The sequence below is a fragment of the Actinosynnema pretiosum genome (assembly GCF_002354875.1).
Taxonomy (GTDB): Bacteria; Actinomycetota; Actinomycetes; order Mycobacteriales; family Pseudonocardiaceae; genus Actinosynnema; species Actinosynnema auranticum.
On sequence record NZ_CP023445.1, the window covers coordinates 7195286 to 7210980 of the forward strand.

At 73.6% G+C, this 15695-nt stretch carries 9 protein-coding genes; 5 read left to right on the forward strand and 4 right to left on the reverse strand.

The genetic code is table 11. The features are described 5' to 3' along the window. The first annotated feature begins 24 nt into the window (after positions 1–24). The 5 genes from CNX65_RS30770 to CNX65_RS30790 all read left to right on the forward strand — a co-directional run bounded on the left by CNX65_RS30770 (position 25) and on the right by CNX65_RS30790 (position 11967). Positions 25–1401, forward strand: coding sequence for an ABC transporter ATP-binding protein (locus tag CNX65_RS30770; RefSeq protein WP_096496865.1), 1377 nt, complete (start codon positions 25–27; stop codon positions 1399–1401). Next, on the forward strand, positions 1401–2276 hold the full coding sequence (locus CNX65_RS30775; RefSeq protein WP_096496866.1) for an ABC-2 transporter permease: 876 nt from the start codon (positions 1401–1403) through the stop codon (positions 2274–2276). The genes CNX65_RS30770 and CNX65_RS30775 overlap by 1 nt, the downstream gene beginning before the upstream one ends. Positions 2277–2284: 8 nt before the next feature. Then, a complete protein-coding gene (locus tag CNX65_RS30780; protein WP_096496867.1) occupies positions 2285–6769 on the forward strand; it encodes an ABC transporter ATP-binding protein in 4485 nt (1494 codons plus the stop codon). Positions 6770–8103: 1334 nt separating this feature from the next. Beyond that, on the forward strand, positions 8104–11778 hold the full coding sequence (locus CNX65_RS30785) for a multifunctional oxoglutarate decarboxylase/oxoglutarate dehydrogenase thiamine pyrophosphate-binding subunit/dihydrolipoyllysine-residue succinyltransferase subunit (RefSeq protein ID WP_232520081.1): 3675 nt from the start codon (positions 8104–8106) through the stop codon (positions 11776–11778). A 6-nt stretch (positions 11779–11784) separates the two neighbouring features. Continuing rightward, on the forward strand, positions 11785–11967 hold the full coding sequence (locus CNX65_RS30790) for a DUF6104 family protein (RefSeq protein ID WP_015804942.1): 183 nt from the start codon (positions 11785–11787) through the stop codon (positions 11965–11967). Between the two features lie 90 nt (positions 11968–12057). On the opposite strand, the gene CNX65_RS30795 is transcribed toward CNX65_RS30790, so the two are convergent. The 4 genes from CNX65_RS30795 to CNX65_RS30810 are packed head-to-tail and all read right to left on the reverse strand — an operon-like array spanning position 12058 to position 15509. Beyond that, on the reverse strand, positions 12058–12642 hold the full coding sequence (locus CNX65_RS30795) for a DUF4232 domain-containing protein (RefSeq protein WP_096496869.1): 585 nt from the start codon (positions 12640–12642) through the stop codon (positions 12058–12060). Between the two features lie 50 nt (positions 12643–12692). Next, positions 12693–13685, reverse strand: coding sequence for an aldo/keto reductase (locus CNX65_RS30800; protein WP_096496870.1), 993 nt, complete (start codon positions 13683–13685; stop codon positions 12693–12695). Positions 13686–13741: 56 nt separating this feature from the next. Then, positions 13742–14779, reverse strand: coding sequence for an XRE family transcriptional regulator (locus tag CNX65_RS30805; RefSeq protein WP_096496871.1), 1038 nt, complete (start codon positions 14777–14779; stop codon positions 13742–13744). Then, positions 14772–15509: a hypothetical protein gene (locus CNX65_RS30810; RefSeq protein ID WP_096496872.1), complete on the reverse strand. Its 738-nt coding sequence runs from the start codon at positions 15507–15509 to the stop codon at positions 14772–14774. Before CNX65_RS30810 ends, CNX65_RS30805 begins: the two co-directional genes overlap by 8 nt. Between the last annotated feature and the right edge of the window lie 186 nt (positions 15510–15695).

Consider the following 15695-nt stretch of genomic DNA (forward strand, 5'->3'; position numbering starts at 1 on the left):
AGCAGCACATTCGGGAGGGACGGCGTGCACGACGGCAGTGGCCGCATCGTGGTGCAGGGCTTGACCAAGCAGTTCGGTCCGGTCGCGGCGGTGCAGAACTTGAGCTTCACGGTGGAACCGGGTTCGGTGACCGGCTTCCTCGGCCCCAACGGGGCCGGAAAGACTACGACCTTGCGCATGTTGCTCGGCCTGGTGACGCCCACGGCGGGCACCGCGCTGATCAACGGCAGGCCCTTCACCGAGCTGGGGAACCCCGGCCGCGTGGTGGGCGCGGTGCTGGAGGCGCAGGGCGTCCACCCGTCGCGGACGGCCCGCAACCACCTGCGGGTGTACGCGGCGGCGATGGGCGTGCCCGACCAGCGGGCGGACCAGGTGCTCCAGCTCGTCGGGCTGGGGGCGGCGGCCGACCGCAAGGCCGGTGGCTTCTCGCTCGGCATGAAGCAGCGGCTGGCACTGGCCACCGCGCTGCTCGGCGACCCGCAGATCCTGGTGCTGGACGAGCCCGCGAACGGCCTCGACCCCGAGGGCATCGCCTGGCTGCGCCAGTTCCTCCAGTCGTACGCGCGCAGCGGTCGCACGGTGCTGATCTCCAGCCACCTGCTGGCCGAGGTCGAGCAGACGGTCGACCAGGTGGTGATCGTCAGCCGGGGCCAGACCATGTACTACGGGTCGCTGGACCAGCTGCGCGGCTCCCAGCAGAACCGGGTGCTGGTGCAGCCGTCCGACCCGGCGCAGCTGGTCGCGGCGCTGCAGGCGGACGGGCTGTCGGCGATCGAGCAGACCCCGGACGGCCGGATCGCGGTCAGCGGGGCCGAGCCGAAGCACATCGCGGACGTCGCGCTGAAGGCGGGCGTGTCGGTGTACGGCATCCAGGAGGAGCGGGTCGACCTGGAGCGGCTATTCTTCCAGCTGACGAGCGGCCAGTACACGGGCGCGCCGATGCCGGGCTACCAGCCGCCGCCTCCGGGCTTCGCCCAGGCCTACCAGCAGCAGGCGCCGCAGCAGACCGGCTACCACACCCCGCCCCCCGGCTACCCGGCCCAGCCGGGCTACCCGCAGCAGCCGGGTCACCAGGGGCAGCCGGGCTACGACCCGCAGCAGGCGTACCAGCAGCAGGCCCCGCAGGGTTACCCGCAGCAGCCGCCGCAGGGCTACCAGCAGCAGGGCTTCGACCCGCAGCAGCAGGCCTACCAGCAGCCGCAGCCGGGTTACCAGGGGCAGCCGGGGTACGACCCGCAGCAGGCCTACCAGCAGCAGGGCTACCAGCAGCCGACGTCGGGCCAGTTCCCGGCCGCGCCGGACCACCAGGCGCCGCCGACCCCCGACTCGCCGTACGCGCCGCCGCCCGGCGGCAACCAGCAGGGTCAGCAGGGGCAGAGCGGTCTCGGGGGCGGTGCGTGATGGGCGGCTTGATCAGCGCGGAGTTCCGCAAGACCACCACCACGGGCCTGTGGTGGGGTCTGATGATCCCGACGGTGCTGCTGGCGCTGGGCTGGGCGCTGGGCACCGGCGCGCTGCTCCAGAGCATCGGCGAGGCGCTCACGTCCGAGGACGGCGACGTGCTGCTCGGCGGGCTGCTGGGCGTGTCCGCCGACCAGTGGAAGCTGTCGGTGTTCGGCATCACCCGCAGCATCAACATCGCCACGATCTTCCCGATGATCTTCGGCGGGCTGGCGGTGGCGAGCGAGTTCAACCGCAAGACGATCACCACGACGTTCCTCACCGCGCCGAACCGGGTGTCGGCGATGACCGCGAAGATGGTCGTCTACCTGGCCTGGGGCGCGATCTACGGCCTGGTCATCGTGACCACGGTCAGCATCGGCATCGCGCTGACCGCCGACTCCGGCCAGCTGCCCGAGGCGGGCGGCTGGTTCGCGCTGTGCGCGGTCGGCGTGCTGTCCACGATGCTGATGACCATGTTCGGCGTCGGCGTCGGCGCGCTGATGAACAGCACCGTCGGCACGACCGTGGTGCTGGTGCTGTACATGCTGGTGATCGAGAACGGCCTGCAGCTGGTGCTCCAGTTCCAGGACCTGTCGTCGGTGATCGCGTTCCTGCCGAACGGCGCGGCCAACGGCATCACCGGCGGTGTGGCGGCCGACGTGTTCATGGGCAACGTCGGCGTGGTCCCGGACGGCCTCAAGGAGGTCCTGATGGGCGCCGCGGGCGCGGCGGGCGCGCTGGACTGGTGGCTGAGCACGCTGGTGTTCCTCGGCTGGACCGCGGTGTTCTTCGCGGGCGGCTGGGCCGTGACGCAGAAGCGCGACATCACCTGATCAGGTAGATGTTCGCGGCGTTGCCGCAGCTCAGGGCCGTCTCCCTCCGGGAGGCGGCCCTGAGTCGTCCCGGAGGCCGGAAGCGGCCCGCTGATCTGTCGGGGGACCGACCTAGTGTGGAGATCGTGACGAACTTCCCCGGTTGGATCCGCAGACTCGCCTCGGCGTGCTGGCAGCACCGCTCCCTCGTGGTGTGGTCGGTGCTCGCCGCCGTCGTCGGCGTGGGCCTGCAGGCGGCCGGGCCGCTGCTGCTGAAGGTCGCGGTGGACGACGCGGTGGCTGGGCGGACCGACCGGCTCGCGCTGCTGGCCTCGGTGCTGGTGGGGGTGGAGCTGCTGACGTTCGGCACCGCGTTCGTCCGGCGGTACCTGGGCGGGCGGCTGGCCGTGGACGTGCAGCACGACCTGCGGCAGGCGGTGTTCTCGTCGGTGCAGCGGCTGGACGGGCAGAAGCAGGACGTGCTGCGGACCGGGCAGGTGGTGTCGCGGTCGATCACCGACCTGCAACTGGTGCAGAGCCTGCTGTCGATGACGCCGCTGGCGTTCGGCACGGTCGCGTTCGCGCTGGCCTCGCTGGTCGCGATGTGCTGGCTCTCGCCGCCGCTGACGCTGATCGCGCTGGTGATCGTGCCCGCCGTGGGGGTGGTGGCCGCGCGGACCAGGATGACGCTGTTCCCGGCGACCTGGTCGGCGCAGCAGCGGGCGGCGGACGTGGCGCAGCAGGTCGAGGAGACCGTGACCGGGGTGCGCGTGGTCAAGGGCTTCGGGCAGGAGGCGCGGGAGGTCGCGGCGCTGGAGCGGCGGGCGCGGGTGCTGTTCGCGGAGCGGATGCGGGCGGCGCGGCTGACGGCGCGGCCGTCGGCGACGCTGAACGCGCTGCCGTACGCGGGGCAGGTGGCGGTGCTCGCGGCGGGCGGGTGGCTGGCGCTGCGCGGCGAGGTGTCGCTGGGGACGTTCCTGGCGTTCGCGAGCTACGTCGCGGCGCTGATCGGGCCGACGCGGCTGCTGGCGAGCCTGATGGTGACGGCGCAGCTGGCGCGGGCTGGTGTGGAGCGGGTGTACGAGCTGGTCGACTCGCAGCCCGCCGTGGTGGACGCGCCGGACGCGGTGGACGTGCCCGACGGGCCGGTCGGGGTGCGGCTGGACGGGGTGGTGTTCGGGTACGCGCGCAGCGAGCCGGTGCTGTCCGGGGTGTCGCTGGAGGTCGCGCCGGGCGAGACGCTGGCGCTGGTCGGCACGGCCGGGTCGGGCAAGTCGACGGTGTCGCTGCTGCTGCCCCGGTTCTACGACGTGCACGAGGGCTCGGTGTCGGTCGGCGGGGTCGACGTGCGCGGGCTGCGGCTGGGGTCGCTGCGGCGGACCGTGGGGGTGGTGTTCGAGGAGGCGTTCCTGTTCTCGGACACGGTGCGGGCGAACATCGCGTACGGGCGGCCGGACGCCACCGACGCGGAGGTCGAGGCGGCGGCGCGGGCGGCGGAGGCGCACGGGTTCATCTCGGCGCTGCCCGGCGGGTACGGGGCGGTGGTCGGGGAGCGCGGGCTGACGCTGTCGGGCGGGCAGCGGCAGCGGGTGGCGCTGGCGCGGGCGCTGCTGTCGGACCCGAGGGTGCTGGTGCTGGACGACGCGACGTCGGCGGTGGACACGGCGACCGAGGCGGCGATCCACCGGACGCTGGCGTCGGTGACGGCGACGCGGACGACGCTGCTGGTGGCGCACCGGAGGTCGTCGCTGGCGCTGGCGGACCGGATCGCGGTGCTGGACGCGGGGCGCGTGGTGGACGTGGGGGCGCACGCGGAGCTGTGGGGGCGCTGCGAGCTGTACCGGGAGCTGCTGGCCGGGCCGGGTGAGGCGATCGAGCGGGTTGCCGGGGCTGGGGCGGCCGGGGGCGGGGTTGCCGAGGTCGGGATGGCCGGGGCAGGAGTGGCCGGGGTTGCCGGAGCCGGGATTGCCGGAGCCGGGGTTGCCGGAGCCGGGGTTGCCGGGGCTGGGGTCGCCGGGGCCGGGGTCGCCGAGGCCGGAATGACCGGAGCCGGGGTGGCGGAGTCCGGGCTGGCGGCGGGCCCGGAGGGCGGGAACGGCGCGGGTGCGGTCGACCGGGCCTCGGGCGCGGCGGCGCGGAACGGCGGGGTGAGCGCGCCCTGGCCGGGCGCGGACCCGGCCGGGCGGCGCGCGGACCCGCGTCGCGAGAACGTCGCGAGCCAGTCGGCCGAGGGCTCGACCGAGCAGACCGGCGAGCGGTCCGGCGCGGACGCCGCGACCTCCGGCACCAGGTCCGCCCCGCCGTCCGGCGCGGGGTCCACCTCGTCGTCCGGCGCGGGGGCGTCACCGTCGTCCGGCGCGGGATCCGCCTCGTCGTCCGCCCCTACGGGCGTGACGCCCGCGCTGTGGCCCGAGGTCGTCGACGACGAGCTGGTGCTGCGCGCGGAGAACCGGTCCGTCGCCGCGCCGTCCGGCGGCAGGCGCGGGCCGGGGACCTCGGCGCTGGCCGGTGGCGCGCCGCCGACCCCGGAGCTGGTGGAGCGGGTGCGGTCGCTGCCGCCCGCCACCGAGGAGCCCCGGCTGCCCGGCGAGGACCCGAGCGCGCCCGATCCGGGGTTCCGGCTGCTCAGGCTGCTGCGCCCGGTGCGCTGGTCGATGGTCGCCGTGGGCGCGCTGCTGCTGGTGGACACCTCGCTCGCGATCGCGCTGCCGAACCTGGTGCGGATCGGCGTCGACCGGGGCGTCGGCGGCGGCGAGCAGGGTGCGCTGTGGGTGGTGTCGCTGGTCGGGCTGCTGCTGGTCGCGGTCGGCTGGTGCTCCACCCGGATCGGCACGGTGCTGACCGCGCGGGTCGGCGAGCGGCTGCTGTACCTGCTCCGGGTGCGCAGCTACGCGCACCTGCAGCGGCTCGGGCTGGACTACTACGAGCGCGAGATGGCCGGGCGGATCATGACCCGGATGACCACGGACGTGGACGCGCTGTCGAGCTTCCTGCAGACCGGGCTGACCACGTTCGTGATCAGCGTGCTGACCGTGGCGGGCATCGCGGTGGCGCTGGTGGTGACCGATCCGGGGCTGGCGCTGGTGGCGCTGTCCGTGCTGCCGGTGCTGGCGGTGGCGACGGTGCTGTTCCAACGGGTGTCGTCGCGGGCGTACGCGGAGGCGCGGGAGCGGGTCAGCGCGGTGAACGCGGACCTGCAGGAGAACGTGTCGGGGCTGCGGGTCGCGCAGGCGTACACGCGGGAGGAGCGGTCGGCGGAGGCGTTCGCCGCGCGCAGCGACGCGTACCGGCGGGCCAGGATCAGGGCGCAGCGGTACATCGCGACGTACTTCCCGTTCCTGGCGCTGCTGTCCGGGGTGGCGCAGGCGGCGGTGCTGGTGGTGGGCGCGTACCGGGTGGCGGACGGGAGCCTGTCGCCGGGCGTGCTGCTGGCGTTCGTGCTGTACCTGGGGCTGTTCTTCTCGCCGCTGTTCCAGCTGTCCGGGGTGTTCGACGGCTACCAGCAGGCGCGGGTGGGCCTGACCCGGATCGGCGACCTGCTGCGCACCCCGACGACCGTGCCGCCCGCCGCCGACCCGGCTCCGGTGGAGCGGTTGCGCGGCGAGGTGGAGCTGCGGGACGTGGTGTTCCGGTACGCGGGGGCGGAGGAGCCCGCGCTGGACGGGGTGTCGCTGCGGGTGCGGGCGGGCGAGACGGTGGCGCTGGTCGGGGAGACCGGGGCGGGCAAGTCGACGCTGGTGAAGCTGGTGGCGCGGTTCTACGACGTGACCGGCGGCCGGGTGCTGGTGGACGGCAGGGACGTGCGCGAGTACGACCTGGGCGCGTTCCGGCGGCGGCTGGGCGTGGTGCCGCAGGAGGCGCACCTGTTCGGCGGGGACGTGGCGGAGAACGTCGCGTACGGCAGGCCGGGCGCGACGCCCGCCGAGGTCGAGGAGGCGGTGCGGGCGGTGGGCGCGCTGCCGGTGGTCGCGGCCCTGCCGAACGGGTTCAGGCAGCAGGTGGGCGAGCGCGGGCAGGGGCTGTCGGCCGGGCAGCGGCAGCTGGTGGCGCTGGCGCGGGCGGAGCTGGTGCGCCCGGACGTGCTGCTGCTGGACGAGGCGACGGCCGCGCTGGACCCGGCGACCGAGTCGGCGGTGCTGGCGGCGAGCGACCACCTGTCGGGCAGCCGGACCACGTTCGTGGTCGCCCACCGCCTGGCGACGGCCGCGCGGGCGGACCGCATCGTGGTCCTGTCGGGCGGCCGGGTGGCCGAGGAGGGGACGCACGAGGAGCTGCTGGCGCTGGGCGGGCAGTACGCGCGCCTGTGGGCGCACGGGGCGCCGGAGCACGGGGGAGCGGAAGGCGGGGAAGGCTCGGAGGCGGGCGGCGCGGAGGCGGCAGGCGCAGGGGCGGCAGGCGCAGGGGCGGCGGACGGGAGTGCCGCAGACGGGGGCGCGATCGCGGAGGGCGCGGCCACGACGGGCACGAACGGCGTGGCCACGACCGCCAAGGCGGGTGACGCCCCTCGAGGCTGACCGACAACCGAACAACGGGGGCGAGACGCGGGGCGCCGAACGCCGGACGCCGGGCGACGCCGGACGCCGGGCTCGGGGCTCGGGGCTCGGGGCTCGGGGCTCGGGGCTCGGGGCTAATGCAACCCTGGTTTGGCACAGACGCGCAGGCACAGCGGTATCAGCGGTAAGCACGGGCACGACACGGACGCAAACGCTTGCTCGGCATGAGCGGCCGAGGGACATCCCACCCCTGCCAGCCACCCGCCCCGTCAGCCATCTGCCCGCCAGCCATCTGCCCCGCCACCCACGTCCTGCGCCCTGCTTCCTGCGCCCTGAGCCCAGCGCCCAGCCACCCCGCCCCGCCGTCGCGAAACGCTGTTCCCGCACCCGCTCCCACCCGCCGTCCACGAACGCCCCCTCCCGCCCGCTCGTGACGCCACGTCACCCACCCCCGCGACGGCGCGTGCCGGGTCGCTCTCGGCGTGCGCACGGCCGGCTTCCCCGAACGCGCGTTTTGTAGACAGTCAACAAACCCCCTCCCCCCGATTCCACCTCACGCCGCGCACACGCCCGCCTCGCGCCCCCGCGCATCCGGGCGTGTCGCTGTGACGTGCGCTTCGGCCGGGCGCAGCGCTGTGACGTGCGCTTCGAGCAGCCCCCACCCCTCCCCCGCAGCAGCCGAGCGCCACCGACCGCACGATCACCGGGACCTCCCGACCCCCTGCCCCCGCAGCCCCGGACGCCCGCCCCCTCCCTCGCGCGGCGCCGCCGCGCCGTGCCGGGAGCGGCCGATCAGCGGGGCACTTCGCCAAGTGTCCCAACACGTTCCGTCACCAGGACCAAGTCCCATCCCCCTGAAAGCAGCAACCCGACCACCCACCCGAACCCATCGGCTCCCGAACGCTTCACCCCGCCCCAAAACGGGCACCCACACGGATCAACTAGTCCACCCGGCCGGTTGAGGTTGGTCGGTTTCCCGCCCCACGCGACGCGCCGCCTGCGCTCTACTGGGAGTCGGGCGACCGCCCCCGACCTGCCCCGACCCGACCCCGACCGCACGCTGCGCTCAGCGCAACGTCGCAGCTCAGAGCACCACGGGGATCCCGAGCCCCGGAAAAAGCACGACGTGTCACGTCAAGGGTTGCTCAAGTGCCGCAACGCGGAGACGATCCTGATCGATCCTGTGACCGAGCACTCCTTGCACGTCCCCTCCTGTGTGGGAACTGCACCAGACGGGGGACTAGCCTGACCCATGAGTGAGTCAACACCAAGAGCGAGATGGATAGAGGCGAGCGCCAGCCGTGTCCAGCAGTCCTGCTTCACAGTTCGGCCCCAACGAGTGGTTGGTCGAGGAGATGTACGAGCAGTTCCTCGCCGATCCGTCGTCGGTAGACCCCGCGTGGCACGACTTCTTCGCCGACTACAAGTCGACGCAGCGCAACGGGTCCACCACGACCGCCGCCCCCACGGCGGCCACCCAGGCTGACACCGGGAAGGCCGCGTCGACGGGCGCGCCCGCGGCGGCCAAGCAGGCCGCGAGCACCGCGCCCGCCGCCACGACGCCCGCCGCACCCGCTCCGTCGAGCGCCCCCCAGCCGAAGGCCGCGGCGCCCGCCAAGCCCGCTGCCGCCCCGGCTGCCAAGCCCGCTCCCGCGCAGGCCGCCAAGGCCGCGCCGGTGCAGCAGGCGAAGGGGCCCGAGCAGAAGCAGCTGCGCGGAGCCGCGGCGGCGATCGCCAAGAACATGGAGCTGTCGCTGACGGTTCCGACGGCGACCAGCGTGCGCGCCGTCCCGGCGAAGCTGCTGGCCGACAACCGGATCGTGATCAACAACCACCTCAAGCGCACGCGGGGCGGGAAGGTCTCCTTCACGCACCTGATCGGCTACGCGGTGGTCCGGGCGCTCCAGGCGTTCCCGAACATGAACCGGCACTACGCCGAGATCAACAACAAGCCGCACGTGGTCACGCCCGAGCACGTGAACTTCGGCCTGGCGATCGACCTGCCCGGCAAGGACGGCAGCCGGACGCTGGTCGTCGCCTCGGTCAAGGGCTGCGAGAACATGACGTTCACGCAGTTCTGGCAGGCCTACGAGGACCTGATCCGCAAGGCCCGCGGCGGCTCCCTGACCGCCGAGGACTTCTCCGGCACCACGATCTCGCTGACCAACCCCGGCACCATCGGCACGAACCACTCGGTTCCGCGCCTGACCGCGGGCCAGGGCACGATCGTCGGCGTCGGCGCGATGGAGTACCCCGCGCACTTCCAGGGCACCAGCGAGCAGGCCCTGACCGACATGGGCGTCAGCAAGATCATCACGCTGACCTCCACGTACGACCACCGCATCATCCAGGGCGCGGAGTCGGGCGAGTTCCTCAAGCGCGTCCACCAGCTCCTGCTGGGCGAGGACGGCTTCTACGACGACGTCTTCACGTCGCTGCGCCTGCCGTACGAGCCGATCCGCTGGGTCGCCGACATCCCCGAGGGCGCGGTCGACAAGACCGCCCGCGTCATCGAGCTGATCGACGCGTACCGCACCCGCGGCCACCTGATGGCCGACACGGACCCGCTGAACTACCGCCAGCGCAAGCACCAGGACCTCGACGTCCTGTCGCACGGCCTGACCCTGTGGGACCTGGACCGGGAGTTCCCGGTCGGCGGGTTCGCGGGCAAGGAGCGGATGCGCCTGCGCGACATCCTGGGCGTGCTGCGCAACTCCTACTGCCGCACCGTCGGCGTGGAGTACATGCACATCCTCGACCCGGAGGAGCGCCTCTGGATCCAGGAGCGCGTCGAGGTCCCGCACGAGAAGCCCCCGGCCACCGTGCAGAAGTACATCCTGTCGAAGCTCAACGCCGCCGAGGCGTTCGAGACCTTCCTGCAGACCAAGTACGTCGGCCAGAAGCGCTTCTCGCTGGAGGGCGGCGAGACCGTCATCCCGCTGCTCGACGCGGTGCTGGACAAGGCCGCCGAGCACGAGCTGGACGAGGTCGTCATCGGGATGCCGCACCGCGGTCGCCTGAACGTCCTGGCCAACATCGTGGGCAAGCCGATCTCGCAGATCTTCCGCGAGTTCGAGGGCAACCTCGACCCCGGCCAGGCGCACGGCTCCGGCGACGTCAAGTACCACCTGGGCGCCGAGGGCAAGTACTTCCGGATGTTCGGCGACGGTGAGACGAAGGTGTCGCTGACCGCGAACCCGTCGCACCTGGAGGCCGTGGACCCGGTGCTGGAGGGCATCGTCCGCGCCAAGCAGGACATCCTCGACATGGGCGGCGAGAGCTTCCCGGTGCTGCCCGTCGCCATGCACGGCGACGCCGCGTTCGCCGGTCAGGGCGTGGTCGCCGAGACGCTGAACCTGGCGCTCGTGCGCGGCTACCGCACCGGCGGCACGGTCCACGTGATCGTCAACAACCAGGTCGGCTTCACCACCGCGCCGGAGAACTCGCGCTCGTCGAAGTACTCGACGGACGTCGCGAAGATGATCGGCGCGCCGGTGTTCCACGTGAACGGCGACGACCCCGAGGCCTGCTACTGGGTGGCGAAGCTGGCGGTCGACTACCGCCAGGCGTTCAACAAGGACGTCGTCATCGACATGGTGTGCTACCGCCGTCGCGGGCACAACGAGGGCGACGACCCGTCGATGACGCAGCCCGCGATGTACGACGTGATCGACACCAAGCGCTCGGTGCGCAAGACCTACACCGAGGCGCTGATCGGTCGCGGCGACATCTCCGTGGAGGAGGCCGAGAAAGCCCTCCAGGACTTCTCCTCGCAGCTGGAGCACGTCTTCAACGAGGTGCGCGAGCTGGAGAAGCACCCGATCAAGGCGTCCCCCTCCGTGGAGGAGGAGCAGCAGGTCCCGGCGAAGCTGCCGACCGGGGTGCCGCGCGAGGTGCTGGAGCGCATCGCGGACGCCCACGTGGAGCTGCCCGAGGGCTTCACCCCGCACCCGCGCGTCAAGCCGGTGCTGGAGCGGCGCGCCAAGATGGCCCGCGAGGGCGGCATCGACTGGGCGTACGCGGAGCTGCTGGCGTTCGGCTCGCTGGTGCACGAGGGCCGCACGGTCCGCCTCGCCGGGCAGGACTCGCGGCGCGGCACGTTCACCCAGCGGCACGCCACCCTGATCGACCGCAAGACCGGTCAGGAGTACACCCCGATCCAGAACCTGGCCGACGACCAGGGCAAGTTCATGGTGTACGACTCGGTGCTGTCGGAGTTCGCCGCGCTCGGCTTCGAGTACGGCTACTCGGTGGCGAACCCGGACGCGCTGGTGCTGTGGGAGGCGCAGTTCGGCGACTTCGTCAACGGCGCGCAGCCGATCATCGACGAGTTCATCTCGTCCGGTGAGGCGAAGTGGGGCCAGGTCTCGGACGTCGTGCTGCTGCTGCCGCACGGCCACGAGGGCCAGGGCCCCGACCACACGTCGGGGCGCATCGAGCGGTTCCTCCAGCTGTGCGCGGAGGGCTCGATGACCATCGCGGTGCCGTCGACGCCGGCGAACTACTTCCACCTGCTGCGCAGGCACGCCCTCGACGGCGTGAACCGGCCGCTGGTGGTGTTCACCCCCAAGTCGATGCTGCGCCTGAAGGCCGCCGTCAGCCCGGTGGAGGACTTCGTCGAGGAGCGCTTCAAGTCGGTCATCGACGACGCGGCGATCGAGGACAGCTCGGCCGTCACGAAGGTCCTGCTGTGCAGCGGCAAGATCTACTACGAGCTGGTGGCCGAGCGCGAGAAGCGGGGCGCGAAGGACACCGCGATCGTGCGCGTCGAGCAGCTGTACCCGGTGCCGAAGCGGAAGCTGAACGAGGCGCTGGAGGCCTACCCGAACGCGACCGACGTGCGCTGGGTGCAGGAGGAGCCCGCGAACCAGGGCGCGTGGACGTTCTACGGCCTGCACCTGCCGGAGCTGCTGCCGGAGCGCTACCGCCTGACCCGCGTGTCCCGCCGCCGCATGGCCGCCCCGTCGGCCGGGTCGTCGAAGGTGCACGAGGTCGAGCAGCGCGAGATCATCACGAAGGCCTTCGAGTAGGCCGCCGTGTACTTCACCGACCGGGGCATCGAGGAGCTGGAGTCCAGGCGGGGCGAGGAAGAGGTCTCCCTCGCCTGGCTGGCGGACAAGCTGCGCGGGTTCGTGGACGCGAACCCGGAGTTCGAGACGGCGGTCGAGCGGCTGGCCACGTACCTGGCGCGCGACGACGAGGACGACCCGGAGGACTAGTTCCTGCGGTGCTGTGACTGTTCGACGGGAGGGGCGCCCGCCTTCGTGGCGGGCGCCCCTCCCGTCGTTCACGGGCCCGGTGCGGGCCGGTCAGCCGTTGACGGGCCCGATGTAGCTGCCGGGCCGGGTGGCGCCGTCCTGGAGCGCGACGGGGCCGAAGGCCCACGGCAGGTCGACGGTGGCCGTCGTGTTCGGCGGGGTCACCCGGAGGGTCTTGACGTCCCACGGGTCGGCGGAGGCGGGCAGGAACGACAGGTAGCTGGTGGCCGCCTCGCCGGGCTGGAGGGTGACCTCGGGCGTGGTGTCGCTGGAGCGGGTGAGGTCCCAGGTGTGGCCGTCCGCGCCGACGAGCTGCGCGCCGGGGAAGCCCGACAGGGTGCAGGCGGTGTCGCCGGTGTTGGTGATGACCACCGGGAGCTTCTTCTGCGCGTCGCCCTGCGGCTTCCCGGTGGACGGGGTGAGGCTGGCGCACTCCGCCGCGGCGGCCTGCCCGTCCCCCGCCTGCCCGGTCGGCGCCTGGCTCGACGGCGCGGGCTCGGTGGAGACCACCGCCGAACCGTCGCCCGACCCGCTGCCGGGTGAGGCGCTGCCGGGCGTGGACGACCCGCAGGCCGTGACGGCGGCGCAGGCCGCGAGCAGGCTGACCATGGCGGTGGTGCGGGTGGTGCGGCGCATTCCGCGTTCCCCTCGTCGACGTCGGTTGCGGCCACCGGGTACCCGCTCCCTCACCAGGCGTACGCCTCCGGCGCCGGCTTGCTGCCGTTCGGGCCAGGCGCGGGGAACAGCTCGTCCAGCTTCGCCAGGACCTCGGCGTCCAGCTGGATCTCCACCGCCCGCAGCGACCCGTCCAGCTGCTCGACCGTGCGCGGCCCGACCAGGGGCGCCGTCACGCCCTCCTGGTGCAGCAGCCACGCCAGGCCCACGTGCGCCGGGTGCTCGCCCAGCTCCTCGCACAGCGCCTCGTACGCCTCCAGGGACCGCTCCAGCTTCGCCAGGTCGCCCTTCGCGTAGTCGTCGACGCCCCGGTTGGCCGTGCCCTCGCGGCGCTTGCGCAGCACCCCGCCGAGCACCCCGCCCGCCAGCGGCGACCACGGGATCACGCCCAGGCCGTAGTGCCGCGCCGCGGGCAGCACCTCCAGCTCCGCGAACCGGTTCGCCAGGTTGTACACCGACTGCTCGCTGACCAGGCCGAGGAACCCGCGCGAGCGCGCCGCCTCCTGGGCCTGCGCGATGTGCCACCCGGCGAAGTTGGACGACCCGAAGTACACGACCTTGCCCTGCTGCCGCAGGACGCTGAACGCCTCCCAGATCTCCTCCCACGGCGTGGACCGGTCGACGTGGTGCATCTGGTACAGGTCGATGTAGTCCGTGTTCAACCGCCGCAGCGACGCGTCGCACGCCTTGCGGATGTGCAGCGCGGACAGGTGGGTCTCGTTCGGCCAGTCGCCCATGCTGTTGTGCGCCTTGGTGGCGATGACGGTCTTGTCCCGCCTGCCGCCGCCCTGCGCGAACCACCGGCCGATGATCTGCTCGGTGACGCCCTCGCCGGTCTTCCAGCCGTAGACGTCGGCCGTGTCGAAGAGGTTGATCCCGTGCTCCAGGGCGCGGTCCATGATGGCGTGGCTGTCGGTCTCGGACGCGACCGGGCCGAAGTTCATGGTGCCCAGGCAGATCCGGGACACGGAGAGGCCGGAGCGCCCCAGGTGGGTGTAGTCCATGCGGCACAACATCGCACCCGGTGGATCTTGGTCGGCGCGTGGGGTCGGGCCGGGCCTCAGGGCAGGGCCAGCAGCTCCCGCACGCGCGCCGGTCGCCAGGACAGCTCGGCCGCCAGGGCGGTGACGGCGGCGTCCCGCGCGGGGCCGTGGGCCGCCTCGAACGCCCCGCGCAGCGCGGCCGGTTGCTCGCCGGGGTGCCCGGCCAGCGGGCTCGGCTCGAACTCCGGGGACGCGCGCAGCCGCAGGTGGGCCCGGCCCGCCGCCGAGTCGGACAGCAGGCCCAGCTCGTGGCAGCGGCGCAGCAGGCACGTCGCCGACACGCCCCACGCGCGCCGCAGCTCGGCCAGCCGCCGCAGGTCGGCCCGGCGCGGCAGCTCGGGGCGGATGGCGTCGGCGGGCGCGAGGAACTCGGCGGCGAACACGTCGGCCGCCCGCTCGCCCGCCGCGCCGCCGGGGGCGCGGTCGCCGTGCAGCACCAGGTGGCCCAGCTCGTGGGCGGCGCTGAAGCGGTGGCGGTGGACGTCGTCGGCGCGGTTCGGGGTGAGCACCACGACCGGGCGGTGCGGCGCGGCGGTGGAGAACGCGTCCACGGTCTCCAGGTCCGGGTCGCGGGGCGGGCACTGCACCAGCACGCCGCGCTCCTCCATGCGCCGCACCAGGTCCCGGACCGGGCCCGCGCCCAGCCGCCACGCCGCGCGCAGCGCCCTGGCCGCGGCGACCGGGTCCCCCGGCAGGCGGGGCAGGTCGACGGCGGGCAGCGGGGCGCGGCGCTCCAGCGCGGACGCCAGCTCCCAGGTCTGCTCGGCGTGCGCCACGGCCTTCGCGCGCTGGTAGGAGCGGGTGGCGCGGAGGCTGCGGAAGTGCGCGGACGCCGGGTCCAGGCGGGGGTGCGGGCGGTCGGCGGTCAGGAACGGGGTCGGCACGTCGAGCGCGGCGGCCAGCGCGGCGAGCAGCGCGGGGCGCGGGCGGTGGGCGCCCTGCTCGTACTGGCCCACCGCCGTGGGCGTGACCCCGACCAGGTCGGCGAGCCCGCGCCTGGTCAGGCCCGCGAGGTGGCGGGCCTGGGTGAGGCGGGTCGGGACCAGCTCAGGCACCCGCCGGACCGGCGCCCCTGACCAGCCGCAGCACCGGCGGCTTGCCCTCGTCGGCCGCGGCGCCGCCCGTGCCGGGGAGCGCGCCGGGGTCGTCGTCCTGCGCGTAGTCGGCGGGCTCGACCGCGTCCACCGGGAGCTTCTCCGGCGACCACATGATCCGCCCGTTGTCCTCCAGCGCGATCGCCTCGCCCCACCAGGCCTCCAGCACCCGGTCGGCGTCCGCGTTGGCGACGAACCCGACGTAGACCACGGTCAGGTTCGCCTGGTGCGCGGCGATCGCGGCGTCCTGCAGCGACGGCTCGGCCTCCGGCTCGGGCAGGTCGAACAGCGTCGGCGACGCCTCGACGCCCAGCCCCCTGGACACCCGCAGCGGCACGTCGGCGCGGATCTTGGCCCGGTGGATCGACTTGGCCAGCGACGTCGAGTGCCGGAACGGGATGAGCACCCGGTCGTTGACGAGCGCGAGCTTGTAGGGGGCGCCACGCGGGTGGAACGGCCGGTAGCCGGGCAGGTGGGCGAGGTCGAACTGCTGGACGACCAGGTTGTACCGGGAGTCCCACATGCTGCCGTACGCGCGCTTGTTGCGGATGCCCTCGGCGGTGGCCGCCGCCTGCACCCGCCAGGCCGCCTGCTGCGCCCGGTGCAGCCCGACCACCACGCTGGTGATCACGGCCTTCGCCTGGTCGCCGAACTGAGCGAGCGCCCACTCGGACGGCTCGAAGTCCTTCACCGCGGTCCTCCCGTCAACCGGTGGGACTTCACTTTCCCACACGGATCACCCACGTCCGGGGACGCTCCGGTCCGCGCGCGTCGCACGAACGGGCTAGCGCTCCCCCGGCCCCCGCGGGTTCCGGTACCCGCTCCGGGGGCCGCCGCACCGCGTCGTTCGCCACAGCGAGGCCGGGCTCGGGGCCGC